The sequence below is a fragment of the Salmonella sp. A7 genome, assembly GCF_020181675.1.
GTDB lineage: Bacteria > Pseudomonadota > Gammaproteobacteria > Enterobacterales > Enterobacteriaceae > Salmonella > Salmonella enterica.
Genome location: NZ_CP084001.1, coordinates 2041135 through 2064038, shown reverse-complemented (window position 1 = coordinate 2064038; position 22904 = coordinate 2041135). Strand labels below are relative to the sequence as shown.

At 52.6% G+C, this 22904-nt stretch carries 26 protein-coding genes and 1 riboswitch; of the genes, 13 read left to right on the top strand and 13 right to left on the bottom strand.

Translation table 11 applies throughout. The annotated features are described in order from the left end of the window. The first annotated feature begins 16 nt into the window (after positions 1-16). Complete coding sequence (locus tag LCS67_RS10105; RefSeq protein ID WP_000018967.1) at positions 17-358, top strand: DUF1971 domain-containing protein; 342 nt, start codon at positions 17-19, stop codon at positions 356-358. Between the two features lie 71 nt (positions 359-429). On the opposite strand, the gene LCS67_RS10100 is transcribed toward LCS67_RS10105, so the two are convergent. The 5 genes from LCS67_RS10100 to LCS67_RS10080 all read right to left on the bottom strand — a co-directional run bounded on the left by LCS67_RS10100 (position 430) and on the right by LCS67_RS10080 (position 2826). Next, positions 430-603, bottom strand: coding sequence for a GnsA/GnsB family addiction module toxin (locus LCS67_RS10100; RefSeq protein WP_001083582.1), 174 nt, complete (start codon positions 601-603; stop codon positions 430-432). Positions 604-795: 192 nt separating this feature from the next. After that, complete coding sequence (locus LCS67_RS10095; protein ID WP_001519337.1) at positions 796-933, bottom strand: hypothetical protein; 138 nt, start codon at positions 931-933, stop codon at positions 796-798. A 351-nt stretch (positions 934-1284) separates the two neighbouring features. Next, positions 1285-1731 (bottom strand): YcgN family cysteine cluster protein, encoded by a 447-nt coding sequence (locus tag LCS67_RS10090; RefSeq protein ID WP_001285703.1) that lies wholly within the window; start codon positions 1729-1731, stop codon positions 1285-1287. Positions 1732-1823: 92 nt separating this feature from the next. Continuing rightward, complete coding sequence (locus LCS67_RS10085) at positions 1824-2483, bottom strand: fumarylacetoacetate hydrolase family protein (protein WP_001519895.1); 660 nt, start codon at positions 2481-2483, stop codon at positions 1824-1826. A 49-nt stretch (positions 2484-2532) separates the two neighbouring features. Beyond that, positions 2533-2826 carry a YcgL domain-containing protein gene (locus LCS67_RS10080; RefSeq protein WP_001537109.1) on the bottom strand — a complete coding sequence of 98 codons (294 nt, stop codon included), beginning with the start codon at positions 2824-2826 and terminating at the stop codon, positions 2533-2535. Positions 2827-2951: 125 nt separating this feature from the next. Here LCS67_RS10080 and minC point away from each other — a divergent pair, with 125 nt between their 5' ends. The 3 genes from minC to minE are packed head-to-tail and all read left to right on the top strand — an operon-like array spanning position 2952 to position 4765. After that, a complete protein-coding gene (gene minC, locus LCS67_RS10075) occupies positions 2952-3659 on the top strand; it encodes a septum site-determining protein MinC (protein WP_000072525.1) in 708 nt (235 codons plus the stop codon). 23 nt (positions 3660-3682) lie between these two features. Further along, positions 3683-4495: a septum site-determining protein MinD gene (minD, locus tag LCS67_RS10070; protein ID WP_000101047.1), complete on the top strand. Its 813-nt coding sequence runs from the start codon at positions 3683-3685 to the stop codon at positions 4493-4495. A 3-nt stretch (positions 4496-4498) separates the two neighbouring features. Then, positions 4499-4765 carry a cell division topological specificity factor MinE gene (gene minE, locus LCS67_RS10065; RefSeq protein ID WP_001185666.1) on the top strand — a complete coding sequence of 89 codons (267 nt, stop codon included), beginning with the start codon at positions 4499-4501 and terminating at the stop codon, positions 4763-4765. 121 nt (positions 4766-4886) lie between these two features. Here the strand turns inward: minE and rnd are convergent, their stop codons facing one another. From rnd to LCS67_RS10040, 5 genes are all read right to left on the bottom strand, one after another. Beyond that, the gene (gene rnd / locus LCS67_RS10060) at positions 4887-6014 is read right to left on the bottom strand and encodes a ribonuclease D (RefSeq protein WP_024151594.1); all 1128 of its coding nucleotides are present in this window, start codon (positions 6012-6014) and stop codon (positions 4887-4889) included. 72 nt (positions 6015-6086) lie between these two features. Next, on the bottom strand, positions 6087-7772 hold the full coding sequence (fadD, locus tag LCS67_RS10055) for a long-chain-fatty-acid--CoA ligase FadD (RefSeq protein ID WP_000758418.1): 1686 nt from the start codon (positions 7770-7772) through the stop codon (positions 6087-6089). Between the two features lie 204 nt (positions 7773-7976). Further along, positions 7977-8558, bottom strand: coding sequence for a Slp family lipoprotein (locus tag LCS67_RS10050; RefSeq protein WP_000290596.1), 582 nt, complete (start codon positions 8556-8558; stop codon positions 7977-7979). A 71-nt stretch (positions 8559-8629) separates the two neighbouring features. Further along, complete coding sequence (gene tsaB / locus LCS67_RS10045; RefSeq protein WP_001221017.1) at positions 8630-9325, bottom strand: tRNA (adenosine(37)-N6)-threonylcarbamoyltransferase complex dimerization subunit type 1 TsaB; 696 nt, start codon at positions 9323-9325, stop codon at positions 8630-8632. A 57-nt stretch (positions 9326-9382) separates the two neighbouring features. Beyond that, positions 9383-11293 (bottom strand): ATP-dependent DNA helicase, encoded by a 1911-nt coding sequence (locus tag LCS67_RS10040; RefSeq protein WP_031568261.1) that lies wholly within the window; start codon positions 11291-11293, stop codon positions 9383-9385. A 131-nt stretch (positions 11294-11424) separates the two neighbouring features. Between LCS67_RS10040 and LCS67_RS10035 the strand changes: the two genes are divergently transcribed. Then, the gene (locus LCS67_RS10035) at positions 11425-11769 is read left to right on the top strand and encodes a RidA family protein (protein ID WP_000029550.1); all 345 of its coding nucleotides are present in this window, start codon (positions 11425-11427) and stop codon (positions 11767-11769) included. A 5-nt stretch (positions 11770-11774) separates the two neighbouring features. Here LCS67_RS10035 and LCS67_RS10030 read toward each other — a convergent pair whose 3' ends face one another. After that, on the bottom strand, positions 11775-11954 hold the full coding sequence (locus LCS67_RS10030) for a YoaH family protein (RefSeq protein WP_000457328.1): 180 nt from the start codon (positions 11952-11954) through the stop codon (positions 11775-11777). A gap of 80 nt (positions 11955-12034) precedes the next feature. On the opposite strand from LCS67_RS10030, the gene pabB reads away from it, so the two are divergent. From pabB to LCS67_RS10010, 4 genes are all read left to right on the top strand, one after another. After that, positions 12035-13399 (top strand): aminodeoxychorismate synthase component 1, encoded by a 1365-nt coding sequence (gene pabB / locus LCS67_RS10025; protein WP_072208043.1) that lies wholly within the window; start codon positions 12035-12037, stop codon positions 13397-13399. Between the two features lie 3 nt (positions 13400-13402). Continuing rightward, positions 13403-13981, top strand: coding sequence for a CoA pyrophosphatase (locus tag LCS67_RS10020; RefSeq protein WP_000381543.1), 579 nt, complete (start codon positions 13403-13405; stop codon positions 13979-13981). A 263-nt stretch (positions 13982-14244) separates the two neighbouring features. Beyond that, positions 14245-15609: an L-serine ammonia-lyase gene (gene sdaA, locus LCS67_RS10015; RefSeq protein ID WP_023233151.1), complete on the top strand. Its 1365-nt coding sequence runs from the start codon at positions 14245-14247 to the stop codon at positions 15607-15609. Between the two features lie 137 nt (positions 15610-15746). Then, positions 15747-17348, top strand: a complete 1602-nt coding sequence (locus LCS67_RS10010; protein ID WP_001192519.1) for an EAL domain-containing protein — start codon at positions 15747-15749, stop codon at positions 17346-17348. A 21-nt stretch (positions 17349-17369) separates the two neighbouring features. Here LCS67_RS10010 and yoaE read toward each other — a convergent pair whose 3' ends face one another. Continuing rightward, a complete protein-coding gene (gene yoaE / locus LCS67_RS10005) occupies positions 17370-18929 on the bottom strand; it encodes a CNNM family cation transport protein YoaE (RefSeq protein ID WP_000421815.1) in 1560 nt (519 codons plus the stop codon). Beyond that, positions 18917-19084: a protein YoaL gene (locus LCS67_RS22820; RefSeq protein ID WP_370739650.1), complete on the bottom strand. Its 168-nt coding sequence runs from the start codon at positions 19082-19084 to the stop codon at positions 18917-18919. The genes yoaE and LCS67_RS22820 overlap by 13 nt, the downstream gene beginning before the upstream one ends. A 317-nt stretch (positions 19085-19401) precedes the next feature. Here LCS67_RS22820 and manX point away from each other — a divergent pair, with 317 nt between their 5' ends. Genes manX through LCS67_RS09985 form a run of 4 tightly spaced genes read left to right on the top strand, consistent with a single transcriptional unit; the run spans position 19402 to position 22604 of the window. After that, the gene (gene manX, locus LCS67_RS10000) at positions 19402-20370 is read left to right on the top strand and encodes a PTS mannose transporter subunit IIAB (protein WP_000150523.1); all 969 of its coding nucleotides are present in this window, start codon (positions 19402-19404) and stop codon (positions 20368-20370) included. Between the two features lie 52 nt (positions 20371-20422). Then, on the top strand, positions 20423-21223 hold the full coding sequence (gene manY / locus LCS67_RS09995; protein ID WP_000406918.1) for a PTS mannose transporter subunit IIC: 801 nt from the start codon (positions 20423-20425) through the stop codon (positions 21221-21223). A 12-nt stretch (positions 21224-21235) separates the two neighbouring features. Further along, the gene (locus tag LCS67_RS09990) at positions 21236-22087 is read left to right on the top strand and encodes a PTS mannose transporter subunit IID (RefSeq protein WP_001518647.1); all 852 of its coding nucleotides are present in this window, start codon (positions 21236-21238) and stop codon (positions 22085-22087) included. A gap of 58 nt (positions 22088-22145) precedes the next feature. Next, positions 22146-22604: a DUF986 family protein gene (locus LCS67_RS09985; protein WP_000156280.1), complete on the top strand. Its 459-nt coding sequence runs from the start codon at positions 22146-22148 to the stop codon at positions 22602-22604. A 196-nt stretch (positions 22605-22800) separates the two neighbouring features. Then, positions 22801-22902: riboswitch (yybP-ykoY riboswitch) on the top strand. Positions 22903-22904: the final 2 nt, after the last annotated feature.

Here is a 22904-nt window from a genome sequence, read left to right as displayed (position 1 = left end):
ATCAGGGAGATGTCTTATGTCCCACTTGCGCATCCCGGCAAACTGGAAAGTTAAACGCTCTACCCCCTTTTTCACCAAAGAAAATGTTCCGGCGGCACTGCTCTCTCATCACAACACAGCGGCAGGCGTTTTCGGACAACTCTGCGTGATGGAAGGCACCGTGACCTACTATGGCTTTGCGAATGAAACCGCGACAGAACCCGAAGTGAAAGTGGTGATTAATGCCGGGCAATTCGCCACCAGTCCGCCGCAATACTGGCATCGGGTAGAGCTGAGCGATGATGCGCGGTTCAACATTCATTTTTGGGTAGAGGAAGACCATCAGGGCGAGGAAATGTATCAACAGAAAAAAGCCTGACATCGGTAAACCAGTCACCACTGGGCGGCGTCCCGCCCAGTAGCCAGGTAATTGATGGCGCTAATTAAACGCTAGAGTAGTTTAATTTTAACGTGGTATCCCTCAAGCCCTTTCATCGTTTCTCGCGGCGCGAACTCTATTTCGGAAACCTCTTGCCCGGTTTTCTTCCGTAGTTCGGCGACCTTTTTGCTAATGAGTGCCGCGATTTCCTCTTCTGCTTTATGTGTCAACTCTTCGCTGTTCATTGATTTCCTCCTTTGAACTCGCAAACGGCTAAGCGCAAATAAGACAGTGTCGTCATGGACGCGCTACTATTTTAACGTACAAAAAATTATAGGCTATCTTTCTGAGGATTATCAGGATGTTTCGCTTTAGAAGATGCAAAAAACCGCCTGGCACAGACGGTGCATCAGGCGGTTGGTTAATAGCACAAGACGCTATCTACGAGGATCTTCAACCTCATTCTGGGTATCCGGGTCGAGAGGATCGTCTCCCTCTGGTGTATCCGGAATATTTTCACCAGGAAGCGGCTCATCCTCTGGTAATGGATCGACTAAATCAGGACGTTCAGACATAAAGCCTCCAACGAACCATAGTTATTAAAGATACCCTACAGCACTACTTTTGGTTTTTCTTTGGATTTTTTCCTTCGTCTTCGGGTGTCTTATCAGGCTTCCTGGGCTGATCCTTTGAAACGCGCAACGGTTGGTTATTCATGGGGTAACTCCTCAGGATAGGCAGCGATATACTGCTTTGAAAGTATAGAGTCGCCGCCATACGTGCGCGAGCGCAGCGACAAGGCGCGTCAGGGAAGAATAGAAGGCAGTGATAACGCCAGGTGACGGAATTTGCACGCAATTCCTGATTTCAGGGGCCGCCCAGCGTAAATTAAAGAATTGTAAACAATCAGCCGTTTTGCCGAAGACTTATTCTGCCCACGACGGTTTATTTAAAATATGATCCTGCCAGTCCCGTACTTCGGATTCTTTAACCGCGATATGACGGACAGAAATTCGCTCGCCATGCATAGCGGCTTTCGATCCAGTCAGCAGCGGATGCCATGTCGGCAAGGGCTTACCTTCCGCCAACAAACGGTAGGCGCAGGTCATCGGCAACCATTCAAAGTCTGGCAAGTTTTCGCGAGTGAGTTTGATACAGTCGGGTTCAAATTCAAAACGGCGTTCATAATGACGGCACTGGCACGTTTTGATATTTAATTGCCTGCACGCCACGTTGGTGAAGTAGATTTCATCTGTATCTTCATCCATCAGCTTATGCAGGCAGCATTGACCGCAGCCATCGCACAGCGACTCCCACTCGGCATCGGTCATTTCATCCAGGGTTTTACGTTGCCAGAAAGGTGTATCGCTCATTAAAGTATCCGCCATTGCACTAAAGCTGCACCTTATAACCAGTCTGGCCTGCAGATGCAAGTTTTACCGCCGCTGAAGGCGGCAAGCAGATTTTACAGAACGCGGGTAGACAACGTTTCGCCATTAAAACGAATGTCCAGCTCATCGCCGCTTAATAATGGCCCCACGCCTGCCGGCGTGCCGGTTAGCACCACGTCCCCGGCTTTGAGCGTAAAATAGCGGCTCATATAGGCGATAAGGGGCACAATAGGATGAATCATATCCGCGGTCGACCCTTGCTGGCGAACCTCGCCATTAACGTTAAGTCCGATAACCGTATTTTGCGGATCGCCGCAGAAGGCCGCGACAGGGATGAAGCCTGAAATCGGACATGCGTTATCAAAACCTTTGGCTTTTTCCCAGGGCTGTCCGGCCTTTTTCATTTTCCCTTGAATATCGCGCAGGGTTAAATCAAGCGCCACGCCATAACCAGCTATCGCTTTACGTACATGATCTTCGGTCGCCTGGCGGAGCGTTGCGCCAATCAGCACAGCAAGCTCAACTTCATGATGAACAGCGCCCATATCCGCCGGAATCGCCAGCGGCTGGCGAATATCACACAATGCGGTTTCCGGCTTGATAAAAAGCACGGGTTCTTCCGGCGTCGCGCTGCCCATCTCCTTGATGTGATTTGCGTAATTACTGCCCACGCAGACCACTTTACTTACCGGGTAATCAAGCAAGGCACCTTGCCAGTTACGATGTTGATACATATTTTCCCCTAAGATCATGATGGAATTCAGGCGCGGCGCCGAATACCGTTTAACGGTCAGCGTGCGACGTATTTTGTCCCACCGAAGAAAGATGTTGTTTCAACAAATCTTCCGGCGGCGGCGGCAATTGTAAATAATAGCCCTGCTCGCTTAACGCCTGTTTTACTTTTTCGAGCTCGGCATTGACTAATTTTTTACGTCCATCAAGCGGCAGCATCATCGCTAACTGCGGCTGACCGAATCCTTTCATCAACGCTTCAGGCACTCGCGAAAAATCGTCTTTTTTTTCGACATACAAATAGGTTTGATCGCGCTTGCTACTTCTATAGATCACACAAAACATACTTTTACTCTGAATTAACGGGATGGTGACTTGCCTCAATATAATACTGACTATAACATGCCTTCTGGACTTCGGAATATCACTCCGTATCGGAGATGATAAATAGCAAATTGAGTAAGGCCAGGATGTCAAACACGCCAATCGAGCTTAAAGGCAGTAGCTTCACCTTATCAGTGGTTCATTTGCATGAAGCGGAACCAGAGGTTATTCGTCAGGCGTTAGAAGACAAAATAGCGCAGGCTCCTGCGTTTTTAAAACACGCCCCTGTCGTTATTAACGTTAGCGGTCTTGAAAGCCCGGTAAACTGGCCGGAACTGCATAAGATCGTGACCTCAACCGGCTTACGCATTATCGGCGTGAGCGGCTGTAAAGACGCCAGCCTGAAAGTAGAAATCGATCGGATGGGTCTTCCTTTACTGACTGAAGGTAAAGAGAAAGCGGTTCGGGCTGCGCCCGTTGAGCCGGCAACGCCCAGCGAACCGCCGCAAAACGCTAATCCCATCACAAAAACGCGATTAATTGATGTTCCGGTTCGTTCCGGTCAGCGCATTTATGCTCCACAATGTGATCTGATTGTTACAAGTCACGTCAGCGCTGGCGCAGAGCTTATCGCTGACGGCAATATCCATGTCTATGGCATGATGAGAGGTCGCGCGCTGGCAGGGGCGAGCGGCGATCGGGAAGCGCAAATTTTTTGTACCCATCTGACGGCAGAACTGGTCTCTATCGCAGGTGTTTACTGGCTGAGTGATAAAATCCCGGCAGAATTTTATGGCAAAGCGGCGCGCCTGCGTTTAGCAGACAACGCTTTGACAGTTCAACCGTTGAATTGATCCCTTTTTAACAAGGAATTTTTATGGCACGCATTATTGTTGTTACTTCGGGTAAAGGGGGCGTTGGCAAGACCACCTCCAGCGCGGCCATCGCTACAGGTTTGGCCCAGAAGGGAAAGAAAACTGTCGTCATTGATTTTGATATCGGACTGCGTAACCTCGATCTGATTATGGGGTGCGAACGTCGTGTCGTTTACGATTTTGTAAACGTCATTCAGGGCGATGCGACACTGAATCAGGCGCTGATCAAAGATAAGCGTACTGAAAATCTCTTCATTCTTCCGGCGTCGCAGACCCGGGATAAAGACGCGCTAACGCGCGAAGGCGTCGCTAAGGTACTGGACTCACTGAAAGCGATGGACTTTGAGTTCATCGTTTGCGACTCGCCGGCGGGTATCGAAACCGGGGCGCTGATGGCGCTCTATTTTGCCGATGAAGCGATCATCACGACTAACCCGGAAGTCTCTTCTGTCCGTGACTCGGACCGTATTCTGGGTATTCTGGCATCGAAATCTCGTCGCGCAGAAAATGGCGAAGAACCGATTAAAGAACATCTTCTGTTGACGCGCTACAATCCAGGCCGCGTAAATAAAGGCGACATGCTCAGCATGGAAGATGTACTGGAGATTCTGCGTATTAAACTCGTCGGGGTGATCCCGGAAGATCAATCCGTACTGCGCGCATCTAACCAGGGCGAACCGGTGATTCTTGACGCCACTGCGGATGCGGGTAAAGCCTATGCAGATACCGTAGATCGTCTGTTGGGAGAAGAACGTCCTTTCCGCTTCATTGAAGAAGAGAAGAAAGGTTTCCTCAAACGCCTGTTCGGAGGATAAATTATGGCATTACTGGATTTTTTTCTCTCGCGGAAAAAGAGTACCGCTAATATTGCAAAAGAGCGGTTGCAAATCATTGTCGCGGAACGTCGCCGTAGCGATGCCGAACCGCATTATTTACCGCAGTTACGTAAAGATATTCTTGAGGTCATTTGTAAATACGTACAAATCGATCCGGAAATGGTTACCGTCCAGCTTGAGCAAAAAGATGGTGATATCTCCATCCTTGAACTTAACGTAACGCTGCCGGAAGCCGAAGAGTCAAAATAAGCTCTTTTATGGGAAAATTCCTGGATTAAAAAAGGCAGAAGAATCTGCCTTTTTTATTTTTTTACATTATTCCGAATACGGACATTTATTTCACTGGCCGTTTTCCCGGCAATTACCGTCGTTAACGCGGATACTCCTGCAACAGAAGAGTTAACTTCTCCGCCATCAGTTCGGCGCGCCAGCCGGAAATCAATTCCGGTTGCCCATTTTGCGGTTTTAATTTCCAGTGCCAGTTAAGTAACTGATTAATCTGCCGACGCGATGCCAGTAGCTCGCCGCTGACGTGATGCGACGCGCTCACCTCCGCCACCAGCGCTTTGATGGCCTTAAACGCTTTGCGATAGCCCGGCATGTCCATCAGATTCAACAGGGGCTCCGGCAATGCCTCTTCCGGTAACGCCTGTGCTTTCGCCACCAGCGATATCAACGTCTTGCCGTGAAAACGAATCTCGCTGCCGAAAAGCCCCAGGCTATCCAGCTCACCGAGACTGCCCGGCATATAACGCGCGACCGCCCACAGGTTTTCTTCACGCACAACAAAGTTCACCGCCATATCGCGCTCACGCGCCTTACGTAGCCGCCAGTCAGCTAAAAGTTGCAGACAGGCTAACTGGCGGGTACGCAGTTGCCAGGCATTAGTGATATCCCGCCATGCTTCTTCCGGTGCCTGAATCTCCTGACGACGCTGCTGCATCAATCGGCATTCATCAAGCGCGGCAGGCAGCCATCCTGCGGCTTCAGTTTCAATCATCAGCTTTTTAGCGATCGGTAACAGATACCAGACATCCGCCGCCGCGTATTCACACTGACGCTCGCTTAAAGGCCGGGCTAACCAGTCGGTACGAGATTCGCTTTTATCCAGCGCCACGCCCGTATACTCTTCTACCATCGCCGCAAACCCCCACGACAGCGGACGCCCGCAAAACGCCGCCAGAATTTGCGTATCAATCAGGGGTTCCGGCAGTTCGCCAAACGCATTCAGAAATACTTCCAGATCTTCGCTACCCGCGTGCAGAAATTTGGTGATTCCCGTATCGCGCAACACCGCTTTTAACGGCGACCAGTCGCTGATGCCGAGCGGATCGATCAGGGCGACATTTGCCCCGTCAAATAACTGGATCAATCCTAACTGCGGGTAATAGGTGCGGGTACGGACAAATTCCGTATCTAAAGCAATAGCCGGACATGCGCGGACAGCTTCACACAGGCTCGCCAGCGCATCGTCCGTTTCAATCATTTGGTAATTCAAATCGTGTTCTCTTTGGTTCGCGCCAAAAAAAACGCCGGCTTAACCGGCGTCTCTCGTTAGCTGACTTAACGCTCAGGCTTTATTGTCTACTTTGCCACGGGCTTCGTCACGCAGTTCTCGTCGTAAAATTTTCCCAACGTTAGATTTTGGTAATTCCTCGCGAAACTCGACCTGTTTGGGCACCTTATATCCGGTCAGATGGCGACGGCAGAAGGTGATCAACGCATCGTCAGTCAATGCCGGATCTTTCTTAACCACAAAAAGCTTCACCGCTTCGCCGCTACTACCGGAAGGCACGCCAACCGCCGCGACTTCCTGCACGCCAGAATGCTGCATCACCACATCTTCAATTTCGTTTGGATAAACGTTGAAACCAGAAACCAGAATCATATCTTTCTTACGATCGACAATCCGCAGAAAGCCGTCTTCATCCATAACCGCAATATCGCCCGTATGCAGCCAGCCATCTTTAATGATTTCATCCGTCGCGTCAGGACGCTGCCAGTATCCCAGCATAACCTGCGGGCCTTTCACGCAAAGCTCTCCGGCCTCACCCGGCGCGACTTCGTTGTCATCGTCATCCACCAGTTTGGCTTCTGTTGAAGGTACTGGCAGGCCGATACTGCCGCTGTGATAATCAATATCATGCGGGTTGACGCTCACCAGCGGGGCGCACTCGGTCAGCCCGTAGCCTTCCAGCAGGTATTGCCCGGTCAGCTTTACCCAACGTTCCGCAACGACATTTTGTACCGGCATCCCGCCGCCGGCTGACAGATGCAGCGAAGAAAAATCCAGCTGTTGAAACTCTTTATTATTGAGCAGAGCGTTGAATAGCGTATTAACGCCAGTCATCGCCGTAAATGGATATTTCGCCAGCTCCTTGACCAGGCCGGGGATATCACGCGGATTGGTAATCAGCAGGTTTTGCCCACCCAGCTCGATAAAAAGCAGACAGTTCATGGTTAAGGCAAAAATGTGATACAGCGGCAGCGCGGTCACTACCAGCTCTTTCCCCGGGTGCAGCAGCGGCCCATAGGTCGCTTTCACCTGCTCCAGATTCGCCAGCATATTGCGGTGGGTCAACATCGCGCCTTTCGCCACGCCCGTCGTACCGCCGGTATATTGCAGGAAAGCCAGATCTTCAGCGACAACCTCGGGTTTGACATACTGCATACGGTAGCCATGCTGTAGCGCGCTGCGAAACGAGATCGCATCTGGCAAGTGGTATTTTGGCACCAGACGCTTGATGTATTTCACGACAAAGTTAACAACCGTACCTTTGGCGGTAGAAAGCTGGTCGCCCATCCGCGTCAGAATAACGTGCTGTACCGACGTTTTCTCGACCACTTTTTCCAGCGTATGGGCAAAGTTAGAAACAATAATGATTGCCGCCGCGCCGCTATCGTTAAGCTGATGCTCAAGTTCGCGCGGCGTGTAAAGCGGGTTAACGTTCACCACAATCATGCCGGCGCGTAAAATACCAAATAGCGCGACGGGATACTGCAACAGGTTTGGCATCATCAGCGCCACACGGTCGCCTTTTTTGAGTCCCAGCCCTTGTTGTAAATAAGCCGCAAATGCCCGACTACGTTCTTCTAATTTACGGAAGGTCATTACCTCCCCCATATTGACGAACGCAGGCTGATCGGCATAGCGCGTCGCCGCATGTTCAAACAGTTCAACCAGGGATTGATAACGGTCAGGGTTGATCTCCGCCGGAACATCAGCAGGATAACGGTTAAGCCAAACCTTCTTCAATGCATCACCTCTAAAATGAGTGTTCGTCGTCATCACAACCCCAGTTAATAAACAAGTCGTTAACATTATATTAACTCAGCGTACCAGTTTATTAATTACGCAACTGAAAGGTTGCGAAGCGCGTCACTATTTATTTTTATTATGTCTCTATGAATGCAGAAACAGCGGACCAGCCGCTGTTTCTTTTATTGATAAAACAAAGAGTTACTCTGTTACTATCGTCTGAACCTCTGCGGGTCCAGGGTTATACCACCCCCAACCGCCATAGCCATAAGGCCAGGCGCGTCCGCCGTAAAACCACGGATCGATCGGCTGTGGAGGCATGACGACCTGCTGAACAAGATGCCAGCGTTTATAGCCGGTAGCCTGCATCAGCATAAATTTATACGGCGTATTGCCGATTTTACCGTCAACCGTGCCGGTTATCGGGCCGACAACGGTAACTAACTGGCCACGGAAGTCCACCGGGTCCAGAAAACCGTTCACATCGGCAAAAATTCTGCCGCGCGAGGCTTCGCCCAGAACAGGACGCGCGCCGCTGTCGAGCGGTACGGTCGCGATTTCAAGCCGGGTTTTTCCCTGCTGATTTTGTACCGCCACAACTTTGCCGCCAAAACGCGCCTCTTGCCCGATATAGAGCTGCGGCGCATTCATCACCCGCACCAAATCCTGCTGCGGCGTCGGACTCGAACCTTTAATGGCATCCGGGATAGTCACGCAACCGCTCAGCATAAGCGCAAAAGCGCACGCCAGCACCCCTTTTATTAACCGTTTTTGAACCGCCATGATGCGACTCCTTTTTCTCGACCTCTATTCCACCCCACAGCATAAAGTATGGGGGGTAATAGTAGTGAGAGTCATTCTTTGCCGGGAAGTTTCTTCCACGCCACTTCGTTACGCAAATAAACCGGCTCGGCATGTTCCACGGCAACGGTCTCTCCTGCCGCCAGCTTTTGACTGGCGATGGGCAACATATCTTCCGCTGCCGGGAGCGACACCTCCCCATCATGAAGCGTCAGGCCGCACTCCTTCGCCAGATCGGGCCAGGCGGACCAACCCGTTCCTACGGTCGCCCACTCGCCGGAAAGCTGTTTCAACCGCTCGCCGACCCGTTCCGGTTTCAACACCGCTTCCGTCTCTTCGCCCTGCCAGACGCCCTGCGCATCACGCTGGTATTCCGCCCAGTACACTTCGCCCATCCGCGCGTCAATCGCAGCGAGTACGCGGGTCGCGCCGGTTTTACGCCACGCGCCCTGCGCCATCGTGGCAAGCGTCGAAACACCGATCATCGGCAGATTTGCCCCTAACGCCAGCCCTTGCGCAATACCAATGCCGATACGCACGCCGGTAAAGCTGCCCGGACCGCGCCCAAACGCCAGCGCATCTATCTCATTGAGCGAGACGCCGCTGGCGGCCAGAATCTCCTGCACCATGGGCAGGATACGTTGAGTGTGTTCTCGTGGACAAAGCTCAAAGTGAGCATTGATAGTACCGTTGTTCCACAGGGCGACAGAACAGGCCTCTGTGGCGGTATCGATAGCCAGAATTCGCATGAGGTTTCGTGCTTAGATCAATAAAATAGCGCGCATCTTACCATACTCCGTAACAAATTACTCGGCGGATGGAATCGCAAGAAAGCGAACGGCACGGGCGATATCACGCGTGCGCGGCGCAGGAGGCAGGCTGGCGAGAAACGTGGCGCCATAGGGCCGCATCACCAGCCGGTTATCACAAATCACTAACACCCCGCGATCGTCCGCATCGCGAATCAGCCGCCCTACGCCCTGCTTCAGCGTAATCACCGCGTCGGGCAGTTGAACCTCATCAAACGGATCGCCGCCGCGCAAACGACAGTCTTCCATTCGCGCTTTTAACAGCGGGTCGTCCGGGGAAGTAAACGGCAATTTGTCGATAATCACCAACGATAACGTATCGCCGCGCACGTCCACCCCTTCCCAGAAGCTGCTGGTGGCGACGAGCAGCGCGTTGCCCGCGCTAACAAATTGCTGTAACAGTTGGCCTTTACTGGTTTCCCCTTGCAACAATACCGGCAGCGTCATGGTGGCGCGAAACTGCTCCGCCAGCTCGCGCATCATGGCGTGTGAGGTGCACAGCATAAAACATCGCCCGTTATTGGCTTCGATAATCGGCCTGAGCATAGCCGCCAACTGTCGCGCCGCGCCGGGCTGGTTGGTTTGCGGTAGGTTACGCGGTACGCAGAGTAACGCCTGGCGCGTATAGTCGAATGGGCTGGGCAGTAGCATGGATTCTGCCTGTTCAATTCCCAGACGGGCGGTAAAGTGGTGAAGATCATCATTTACCGACAACGTGGCCGAGGTAAAAATCCAGCTACCGGGCTTCTGTTCCATCACTTCTTTGAATTTGTCCGCCACGGTGAGCGGCGTCAGCGCCAGGGTGAAATGGCGCGAGGTGCACTCATACCAGTAGCTGTATCCCGGCTGATTGATCTCTTTTAAGCGTTTCAGCCGTGAACGGTATAGCGTGGCGCGTTCAAAAGCCGCATCCAGCAGCGCCGAACGGCCCAGCGACAGCTTCGCCACGTCGTAACAAAGCTCCAGCGTATCATCCAGCAGTAAAAATGCCCGTTGGATACGTGGGTCGGCTAACAGTTCACGCAAATTTCCCCGGTAGCCGGGCTCCCCCAGTTGCAGACGAAAATCCTGGGCGCTCTGGGCAAGGCGATCGGCGCATTTTTGCAACTGTTGAGTGTCTTTCAGTTCCGTCCGGTAGGCGATGGTGATGTCTTTTGCTAAATCCAGCAACTGACGGCTGGAGAGCGATTGTCCGAAATACTGGCTGGCGATATCAGGCAGTTGGTGGGCTTCATCGAAGATCATTACTTCAGCCTGAGGGATAAGTTCGCCAAACCCGCTCTCTTTAACCACCATATCCGCAAGAAAAAGGTGGTGGTTTACAATCACCACATCCGCGTCCATCGCCTTTTTACGCGCTTTCACCACAAAGCACTCTTTGTAGAGCGGGCAATCGCTGCCAAGGCAGTTGTCGTTGGTACTGGTGACCAGCGGCCAGGCCTGGGAATCTTCTGCCACGCTGACGCAGGTGCTGATATCGCCATCCCGCGTCTGATTTGACCAGGAGCGCAGCAATATCACGTCGCTTAACGTTTGTACCGGTAAATCGCCGCCCGCCAGCGCTTGTTGTTCCAGACGCTCCAGGCAGAGGTAGTTTGAACGTCCTTTCAACAGGGCCGTCTTACCGGTAAACGCCAACGCTTTTGCTACCGTCGGCAGATCGCGGCTGTAGAGTTGATCCTGCAACGCTTTCGACCCGGTCGAAATAATGACTTTTTTCCCGGCGCGCAACGCCGGAGCGAGGTAAGCATAGGTCTTCCCGGTTCCGGTGCCGGCTTCAACAACCAAAGGCTGCGCATTTTCAATCGCTTGTGTTACGGCAACCGCCATTTGCCGCTGTGGTTCGCGCGGTTTAAAGCCGGTTATCGCTTTGGCCAGTTGGCCATCTGCTGCAAAATCGTCCGTCACACTGCCCCCTGTTAATTTGCACAGGGATTATGTCAGGGTAGAAAGGCTTACGCCAGTTACAGAGGTGACGGCGGCGCCACATTGTGGCAGTCTTGAACCATTCAAATGAAAAGCATAATGAGGAATAAGTAATGTCTATCGTGCGTATTGATGCCGAAGATCGTTGGTCAGACGTGGTGATCTACAATAATACGCTGTGGTATACCGGCGTGCCGGAAAACCTGGACGCCGATGCTTTTGAGCAAACGGCGAATACTCTGGCGCAAATTGATGCGGTGCTGGAAAAACAGGGCTCCAGTAAGTCACGTATTCTGGATGCCACTATTTTCCTGAGTGATAAAGCGGATTTTGCCGCCATGAATAAGGCGTGGGATGCGTGGGTCGTCGCAGGCCATGCGCCGGTACGCTGTACCGTACAGGCCGGGTTGATGAACCCGAAATATAAAGTTGAGATTAAGATTGTCGCGGCGGTATAAGCCGGTTATTCGTCTTCATCCTCAAAACGCGCCACTATCCGTTCGCCGGTATGGTTGGCGCGAAGTTCGCCCGCCACCTGGGCAATCGCTTCTCCGCTGCTCATACCTTGCGACATCAATTCCTGGATACGTTCTACGGCTTTTTGCTGTTGTTCATGACTGAGTGAAGGTAAACCTGCAAACATGATTAACTCCTGCTAAATTGTTAGCGCTAATTATTTCACGCTACCCGGCGGTAAGCCAGTAGTGTTGTAACGAGTCAGGAATGATGAAGACGTTATCTCCCACTGTTATCACCTTACCCTGGCGTCCGGACGCCGCTGAACACTATTTTGCGCCCGTAAACCATTTGCCCTGGGCGATGCTGCTGCATTCAGGTGATGCTATTCATCCCTATAACCGCTTTGATATTTTGGTCGCCGATCCTGTCACCACACTGACCACGCGCGCGCAGGAAACCACGGTATGTACTGCGCGCACGACCACCGTCACTCTCGACGATCCGTTACACGTTTTGCAGACTCAACTGGAGGCGCTGCCTTTTCATCCTCAGCCTGACCCTGACTTACCCTTTCAGGGCGGCGCGCTGGGTCTGTTTGGTTATGATTTAGGGCGGCGTTTCGAAATTCTGCCCGATACTGCCGCGCGCGATATCGTTTTACCCGATATGGCGATTGGCCTTTACGACTGGGCGCTGATTGTCGATCACCATAAACAGGTAGTGTCGCTGATAAGCTATCACGATGCAGACGCCCGATATCGCTGGCTCACCAGCCAGCGCGCGCCGACCCGCACGCCCTTCAGGCTTACCTCGGCCTGGCAATCCAATATGACGCGTTGCGAGTATGGCGAAAAGTTTCGTCAGGTGCAGGCCTGGCTGCACAGCGGGGACTGCTATCAGGTCAATCTTTCCCAGCGTTTTCAGGCGAGCTACGAGGGTAATGAATGGCAGGCTTTCGAACGCCTTAACCGCGCAAATCGCGCCCCGTTCAGCGCCTTTCTTCGTTTACATGACGGCGCCATATTGAGCCTTTCTCCCGAGCGTTTTATCCAACTGGAGAATGGTCATATTCAGACGCGCCCGATCAAAGGTACGCTTCCACGGCTTAACGATCCGCAGGCGGATCGTCAGCAAGCGCAGAAACTGGCAAACTCAATGAAAGATCGCGCTGAAAATTTGATGATCGTCGATTTGATGCGTAACGACATTGGCCGGGTCGCCGTGCCGGGTTCGGTGAAAGTGCCGGAACTGTTCGTCGTCGAACCATTTCCTGCCGTTCACCATCTGGTTAGCACCATTACCGCCCGTTTACCGGACTCGCTTCATGCCACCGACCTGCTGCGCGCGGCTTTCCCCGGCGGCTCCATTACCGGCGCGCCTAAAGTGCGGGCGATGGAAATTATCGACGAACTGGAGCCGCAGCGACGCAACGCCTGGTGCGGTAGCATCGGTTATCTGAGTTTCTGCGGCAAGATGGATACCAGTATTACTATCCGCACCGTCACGGCAACGCAGGGCCAACTCTATTGCTCTGCCGGCGGCGGTATCGTGGCCGATAGCAAGGAAGAAGCGGAATATCAGGAAACTTTTGATAAAGTTAATCGTATCCTGCACCCACTGGAGAACTAATACGTGGATACCAGCCGTCTGACGCTCGATCATTTCTTATCGCGCTTTCAGCTTTTGCGCCCGCAGATGACTCATGAAACGTTAAATCAACGTCAGGCCGCCGTACTGATCCCTGTGGTTCGCCGCCCCCAGCCGGGGCTGCTGTTGACCCAGCGGGCTATTCATTTACGCAAACACGCCGGACAGGTCGCCTTTCCCGGCGGGGCCGTGGACAGTACCGATGCTTCGCTTATCGCCGCAGCGCTTCGCGAAGCGCAGGAGGAAGTCGCCATCCCGCCGCAAGCCGTGGAAGTGATTGGCGTTTTACCGCCGGTAGACAGCGTGACCGGTTTTCAGGTCACCCCGGTGGTCGGCATTATTCCGCCAAACCTCCCCTGGCGCGCCAGTGAAGACGAAGTGTCTGCGGTGTTTGAAATGCCGCTGGCGCAAGCGTTGCAACTGGGTCGATATCATCCGCTTGATATTTACCGTCGCGGCAATTCGCACCGCGTATGGCTCTCCTGGTATGAGCATTATTTCGTCTGGGGCATGACCGCAAACATTCTTCGTGAGCTGGCGCTGCAAATCGGCGTAAAGCCCTGACTGTACACAACGCCATTCACGTTGCCTCAAGGCGGTAACAATCGCCTCCCCCAAAGAGGCAGCCTGAAGGGCAACGTGTATATACTTAACTTTACGCGCGCAAGACACGACTTGAGATTACTGTCGCAATATTAGTAAAAACGCGGTTATTCATTAGTTTAATTCATGTGAATAGTTAAGCTGATGCCAGCGTTCCCTCTTACACTATGCGCAGTTATAACATCGTAACCGGAAGCCCCGGTTGCCCTGTCAGGAGTATTATCGTGATTAGCCTATTCGACATGTTTAAGGTAGGGATTGGTCCCTCCTCTTCCCACACTGTTGGCCCGATGAAGGCCGGTAAACAGTTCGTCGATGACCTGGTCGAAAAAGGATTACTGGATAACGTTACCCGCGTCGCTGTCGATGTCTACGGCTCGCTGTCGCTGACGGGGAAAGGTCACCATACCGATATCGCCATTATTATGGGTCTGGCGGGTAATGAACCCGCTACCGTGGATATTGATAGTATCCCCGGTTTTATTCGCGACGTCGAAACGCGCGAGCGTCTGTTACTGGCCCAGGGACGTCACGAAGTCGACTTCCCGAAAGATGACGGAATGCGTTTTCACAACGGCAATTTGCCGCTGCATGAAAACGGGATGCAGATCCACGCCTGGCATGACGACACGGTCATTTATAGCAAGACGTACTATTCCATCGGCGGCGGCTTTATCGTTGATGAAGCGCATTTCGGCCAGGAAGCGACGAATGAGGTTACTGTACCTTATCCGTTTAAATCGGCGAAAGAAATGCTGGAGTATTGCAACAGCACCGGCCTTTCACTCTCCGGCATGGTGATGCAAAACGAACTGGCGTTGCATAGCAAGAAAGAGATTGAAGAGTATTTCGGTCACGTCTGGCAGACCATGCAGGCCTGTATTGATCGTGGTATGAATACCGAAGGCGTGCTGCCGGGGCCGCTGCGCGTACCGCGTCGCGCCTCTGCGCTGCGTCGTATGCTGGTTTCCAGCGATAAGCTTTCCAGCGATCCGATGAACGTCATTGACTGGGTGAACATGTTTGCTCTGGCGGTGAACGAAGAGAACGCCGCAGGTGGTCGCGTCGTGACGGCGCCAACCAACGGCGCGTGCGGCATCGTGCCTGCGGTACTGGCTTACTACGACCATTTTATTGAGTCTGTCAGCCCGGATATTTACACCCGCTACTTCCTGGCGGCAGGCGCTATTGGCGCGCTGTATAAGATGAACGCGTCTATTTCCGGCGCGGAAGTCGGCTGTCAGGGCGAAGTCGGGGTCGCCTGTTCGATGGCGGCGGCAGGCCTTGCTGAACTGTTGGGCGCCAGCCCGGAACAGGTTTGCGTTGCCGCTGAAATCGGCATGGAGCATAACCTGGGGCTGACCTGCGACCCGGTTGCCGGTCAGGTGCAGGTGCCGTGTATCGAGCGTAACGCCATTGCTTCGGTTAAAGCGATCAACGCTGCGCGTATGGCCATGCGTCGAACCAGCGCGCCGCGCGTCTCGCTGGATAAAGTCATCGAAACGATGTACGAGACCGGAAAAGACATAAACGCCAAATACCGCGAAACGTCGCGCGGCGGGTTGGCCATTAAAGTCCAGTGTGATTAAACGCCATTTCCCCTCCCTTCGCCCATCTGCTACGGATGGGCGAAATTTTTATCTCTTCCTCGTCGACTCCACGTTTCCCCACTACACTTGCTGTGTCGCGGTTGGCTTTTGTCGCCAACGCTTATTGGGCGGCCCGCATGCAAACAGCACAACGGATCATCAATCATTATCGCCGTAATCGTTTCATTGTTTGCACGATTTGTGCACTGGTCACGCTCATTCTTACGCTGAGCATCCGATTTATTTCGGAGCGGAACTTAAATCACCATCGCACGGTTGCATTCGCGAATCATGCCGTTGATGCGCTGGATAATGTGCTGCATCCTCTCCTGGTCGGACGAAACATATTGCTACCCTTACTTGAGCTTCCGTGCGCGACCGCGCATTTGCCGTTGCGTAAGCAAGCCGCCCGCCTGCAAACCATTCGTTCTATCGGGCTGGTAAAAGAGGGAATTCTCTACTGCTCAAGCATTTTTGGCGCCCGTAATACTCCCATACGCCAGCTTCAGCCCGATCTTCCCGCAGCTGGCGATCTGCTGCTACTTTCCACGGACCAATCGTTACTCAAGGGAAGCCCGATCCTCATTCAGTGGTATCCCGCCTCTGCCGATGGCCAGGATGGCGTGATGGAAATTGTGAATATTGACTTGCTGGCGACTATGCTACTTGAGCCGCAGCAGCCGCAAATTACCAGCGCCAGCCTGACGGTCGGCAAACGGCACCTGTTATATGGTCGGGGCGTGGTCGATACTCTTCCGGAATTAAAAAAAGATGAAGAGCGTTACCAGCTTTCATCGCGGCATTTCCCTTTTACTATCAGCGTCAGCGGGCCGTCGGCAGGCGTACTGGCGTTCAAACATCTCCCGACGCAGTTACCGCTGGCCGTATTGCTTAGCCTGTTGATCGGTTATATCGCCTGGCTGGCAACGGCCAGCAGAATGAGCTTTTCCTGGGAGATTAATCTGGCCCTTGCCGAACGGGAGTTTGAGCTATTTTGTCAGCCGTTGCTTAATGCCCGCACGCAGCAGTGTACCGGCGTTGAGATCCTGTTACGCTGGAATAACCCGCGCCAGGGCTGGATCTCACCGGATGTTTTTATTCCTATCGCCGAGGAGCATAACCTGATAGCGCCGCTGACCCGCTATGTGATTGCGGAAACCATTCGGCAGCGGCACTACTTCCCCATCAACCATCAGTTTCATATCGGCATCAATGTGGCGGCAAGCCATTTCCGACACGGCGTGCTTCTCAAGGATCTTAATCAGTACTGGTTTAGTGCGGAACCTGTTCAGCAACTGGTGCTGGAGCTCACGGAACGCGACGCGTTGCTTGACGTTGATTACCGCCTGATGCGCGAGCTGCATCGTAAAGGCGTGAAGTTAGCCATCGATGATTTTGGCACAGGAAACAGCTCGCTCTCCTGGCTGGAAAAACTGCGGCCGGATATTTTGAAAATCGATAAATCCTTCACCGCCGCCATCGGTACCGATGCGGTCAATTCAACGGTGACCGATATTATTATCGCGCTGGGGCAAAGACTGAATATTGAACTGGTGGCGGAAGGGGTCGAAAACCAGACGCAGGCACAGCATTTGCGCCAGCATGGCGTGCAAATGTTACAGGGCTATCTCTATGCGAAGCCGATGCCCATTAGCGAATTTCCACAGTGGCTGGCGGGCAGCGCGCCGCCGCCCGCCCGGCATAACGGACAGATTATGTCCGCGATGCCGCATCTATAGACTTGATTCCTGCGTGTGACGTTATTCCTCTTCGTCGTGGGCAGGCTGTTCTTTAACAATCCGAACCAGATCGACACGATAGTCGTTGGCCTCGACAATGGTGATCCGCAGGGGCGGAACATCAATGACATCGCCTACACGAGGAATATGGCCATTAGCGGCGATCACTAACCCCGCGACCGTCGCAATATCGCCCTCTTCGTTCACCAGATGGTCAACTTCCAGCGCCTGCTGTAGCGCATGAAGATCGGTGCCGCCCTTCACTATCCAGCCCTCGGCATCGGCAACGATTTCCGGCGTTTCATCGGCATCCGGGAACTCACCGGCAATCGCTTCCAGCACATCCAGCGGCGTAACCAGCCCCTGCACCACGCCGAACTCGTTAGTGACGATAACGAAACTGCCGCGCGCGCGACGCAAAACGCCTAACAGATTGATAGGATCAAGCGTTTCCGGCACCACTATCGCCGGAGAAGACGCGGCGATAGCCGCAACGTCCGCGCCCTCTTCCAGCGCCACCAGCAACTCTTTCGCCCGAACGATACCGATAATTTCATCCAGCTCGCCCCGACATACCGGGAACAGGCTATGCGGAGAAGAGAGTAACTGCTGACGGATTTCAGCTACGCTGAGATTCGCATCCACCCAACTAATTTCGCCTCGCGGCGTCATAATGCCGCGCAGGGAGCGCGACGCCAGAGTCAGTACGCCGTTAATCATGTAGCGTTCTTCTTCGGCGAAGGCGCCTTCCGACACCGATATCGCGGCCGGGCTATCCGTCTCATGTTGTGTACTCGCCTGACGTTTACCGCCCATCAGACGCAGGATAGCGTCCGCAGTACGCGCGCGCAGCGGCAACGTGGACTGATGACGAATAAAGTTGCGGCGCGCAATCTGGTTAAACACCTCGATAACGATCGAGAAACCAATTGCCGCGTACAGGTAGCCTTTCGGAATATGGAAACCAAACCCTTCCGCCACCAGGCTCAAGCCGATCATCAGCAGGAAACTCAGACAGAGCACCACTACCGTCGGATGCTGGTTGACAAAACGGGTCAGCGGTTTTGACGCCAGTAGCATCACCGCCATCGCAATCACCACCGCCGCCATCATAACCGGCAGATGGTTTACCATACCTACCGCCGTAATCACGGCGTCCAGCGAGAAGACCGCATCCAGGATGACAATCTGCGTGACTACCACCCAGAAGCTCGCATAGCCTTTACCGTGTCCGGTGTCATGCTCGCGGTTTTCCAGACGTTCATGCAGCTCGGTGGTCGCTTTAAACAGCAGGAATATACCGCCCAGCAGCATAATTAAATCGCGGCCGGAGAAGGTAAAATCCCAGACGGTAAAGAGCGGCTTTGTTAAGGTCACCAGCCACGAAATAATGGACAGCAGCGCCAGACGCATAATCAGCGCCAGCGAGAGCCCGATAAGACGCGCTTTGTCACGCTGCTTTGGCGGCAATTTATCGGCGAGGATCGCGATAAAGACCAGGTTATCGATACCCAGGACAATTTCCAGGACGACGAGCGTGAGTAAACCCACCCAAATTGAGGGATCCATTAATAATTCCATGACAAGCTCCTGCTTAAGGAATGACTAAACGGCGCCCACAACATCTCAAAGGATGCAGGCGGTAACGCAATAAACAAAGTAAGGCTATGGCAAGATATGCCAGATTGACAGGCGCAAAACGGCCAAAGAGTGAAATGACGTCGGTGACGATCCATACAACGGGCTGCTGCCCTATACCCCATTCTAATTAAACGGAAGCTAAACATAACAGAGACAACTGGTTTTTGGCAAAGATTTACCTTCCTTTGCAAAGAGATGTAACCGGGATATTTTACACTTCGAAATTTCTCATTATCGAAAACAAAATTACGGATCTCCATCACACAAAATATTTTTTTCGATATCTAAAATAATTCACGAAAATCATGCGTTTTTCGTTGTAACCCTCATCTGAATCGATTCGCTTGCGGACGGCGATTCAAAAAATACATCTGTCAAGTTGATGTGTTGACAATAATAAAGGAGGTAGCAAGTGACCATTGCTATTGTTATAGGCACACATGGTTGGGCTGCAGAGCAGTTACTTAAAACAGCCGAAATGCTGTTAGGCGAGCAGGAAAACGTCGGCTGGATCGATTTCGTTCCAGGCGAAAATGCCGAAACGCTGATCGAAAAGTACAACGCTCAGTTGGCTAAACTCGATACCAGTAAAGGCGTGCTATTTCTCGTTGATACATGGGGAGGCAGTCCGTTTAACGCTGCCAGCCGCATTGTCGTCGATAAAGAGCGCTATGAAGTTATTGCCGGCGTCAACATCCCGATGCTGGTCGAAACGTTTATGGCTCGTGACGACGATCCGAGCTTTGACGAACTGGTCGCACTGGCGGTAGAAACCGGTCGTGAAGGCGTAAAAGCGCTGAAAGCGAAACCGGTAGAAAAAGCCGCGCCAGCGCCAGTCGCCGCCGCGCCAAAAGCGGCCACGCCGGCAAAACCGATGGGCCCGAATGATTATATGGTTATCGGGCTTGCCCGTATTGATGACCGCCTCATTCACGGTCAGGTCGCTACCCGTTGGACCAAAGAGACCAATGTCAGCCGTATTATTGTTGTGAGCGATGAAGTCGCGGCGGATACCGTACGTAAAACGCTGCTGACGCAAGTTGCGCCGCCGGGCGTTACGGCGCATGTGGTTGACGTCGCGAAGATGATTCGCGTCTACAATAACCCGAAATACGCCGGCGAACGCGTGATGCTTCTGTTTACCAATCCTACCGACGTCGAGCGCATCGTTGAGGGCGGCGTGAAAGTCACTTCCGTGAACATTGGCGGTATGGCCTATCGTCAAGGTAAAACGCAGGTGAACAACGCCGTTTCCGTCGATGAAAAGGATATCGAAGCCTTTAAAAAGCTCAACGAGCGCGGCATCGAGCTTGAGGTGCGTAAAGTTTCCACCGATCCGAAACTGAAAATGATGGATTTAATTGCCAAAGTGGCGAAATAACCGCCGGCATTTAATTAGCTTTCACACTTAAGATAGCAATAGGAGAAGTACAATGGAGATTACCACTCTTCAGATTGTGCTGGTGTTCATCGTCGCATGTATCGCAGGTATGGAGTCGGTACTTGATGAATTTCAGTTCCACCGTCCGCTGATCGCCTGTACCTTAATCGGCGCCGTTCTGGGGGACATGAAAACCGGTATTATCATCGGCGGTACTCTGGAAATGATCGCTCTGGGCTGGATGAACATCGGTGCTGCCGTTGCGCCTGATGCCGCACTAGCGTCCATCATCTCTACCGTTCTGGTCATCGCCGGGCATCAAAGCATTGGCGCCGGTATCGCGCTGGCGATTCCGCTGGCGGCGGCAGGCCAGGTACTGACCATTATCGTTCGTACCATCACCGTGGCATTCCAGCACGCGGCGGACAAGGCGGCTGAAAACGGCAACCTGACGGCGCTCTCCTGGCTGCACGTTTCTTCTCTGTTCCTGCAGGCAATGCGTATCGCTATCCCGGCGGTTATCGTTGCCATCTCCGTAGGCACCAGCGAAGTACAGGGAATGCTGAATGCGATTCCTGAAGTCGTCACAGGCGGTCTGAACATCGCCGGCGGCATGATCGTCGTGGTTGGTTATGCGATGGTTATCAACATGATGCGCGCAGGCTACCTGATGCCGTTCTTCTACCTCGGTTTCGTCACCGCGGCTTTCACAAACTTCAACCTGGTCGCACTGGGTGTCATCGGCGCAGTGATGGCTATTCTTTACATCCAGCTGAGCCCGAAATACAACCGTGTAGCGGGCGCGCCTGCAGCGGCTGCTGGCAATAACGATCTCGACAACGAACTGGACTAACAGGTGAGCGAAATGGTTGATATGACTAAAACTACCACCGAGAAAAAACTCACTCCGAGCGATATTCGCGGCGTATTTCTTCGTTCTAACCTGTTCCAGGGGTCATGGAACTTCGAACGTATGCAAGCGCTGGGCTTCTGCTTCTCTATGGTGCCGGCGATTCGTCGCCTGTATCCGGAGAATAATGACGCGCGTAAACAGGCGATTAAACGTCACCTGGAGTTCTTTAACACTCATCCTTACGTTGCGGCGCCGGTACTGGGCGTGACCCTGGCAATGGAAGAAAAGCGTGCGAACGGCGCAGAGATTGACGATGGCGCTATCAACGGTATCAAAGTCGGTCTGATGGGACCGCTGGCAGGCGTCGGCGACCCTATCTTCTGGGGTACCGTCCGTCCGGTATTCGCGGCGCTGGGCGCAGGTATTGCGATGAGCGGCAGCCTGCTTGGTCCGCTGCTGTTTTTCATCCTGTTTAACCTGGTGCGTCTGGCGACCCGTTATTATGGCGTGGCTTATGGCTACCGCAAAGGCGTCGATATCGTTAAAGATATGGGCGGCGGCTTCCTGCAAAAACTGACTGAGGGGGCGTCAATCCTCGGCCTGTTTGTCATGGGGGCATTGGTTAACAAGTGGACGCATGTGAATATCCCGCTGGTGGTCTCCACCATCACCGGTCAGGATGGTCAGACACGCGTTACCACCGTGCAAACCATTCTCGACCAGCTGATGCCGGGTCTGGTTCCGCTACTGTTGACCTTTGCCTGTATGTGGCTGCTGCGTAAGAAAGTTAACCCGCTGTGGATTATCGTGGGCTTCTTCGTCATTGGTATCGCCGGCTACTCCGTAGGACTGCTGGGCCAGTAAGGCTGTTGTACACTACCGGGGCCAAACGGCCCCGTTTTTTTATTTCTCTGGAGGATAAATGACTATCACGGACCTGGTGCTGATTCTCTTTATTGCCGCATTATTGGCTTACGCTCTCTACGATCAGTTCATCATGCCCCGCCGCAATGGCCCCACTCTGCTTTCTATAGCCCTGCTTCGCCGTGGTCGCGTAGACAGCGTTATCTTCGTTGGGCTGGTCGCCATCCTTATTTATAACAACGTAACCAGCCACGGAGCGCAGATGACCACATGGTTATTAAGTGCGCTGGCGTTAATGGGGTTTTATATATTCTGGATCCGCACGCCACGGATCATCTTTAAACAACGTGGCTTTTTCTTCGCCAATGTCTGGATAGAATATAACCGTATTAAAGAGATGAATTTATCGGAGGACGGCGTACTGGTGATGCAATTAGAACAACGACGCTTGCTTATCCGTGTACGCAATATCGACGATCTGGAAAAAATATATAAACTTCTTATTGAAAATCAATAATCTAAGATATAGCCTCAACTATGTTTTTCGAATTTTATTTCGAATCATAATATAGCTAAGGCTATATTTTCTATTGACCAATTGTTATTTAATTTAACGTTTTATTGATGAATAAATCTAAATGAAAATCGTTTTCAATTAGAAGGCAAATAATATTTTATCGCTGTTGTTTTATATTCTAAAAATATGTTAATGTTGCGCCGTCAATTGGGGAGTAGCCGATTTCCAGACTCCGGAAATGTACGCGTCAACATACTCGTTGCAAAACGTGGCGCGTACGGACCAGCCGCCGCTGGTCAG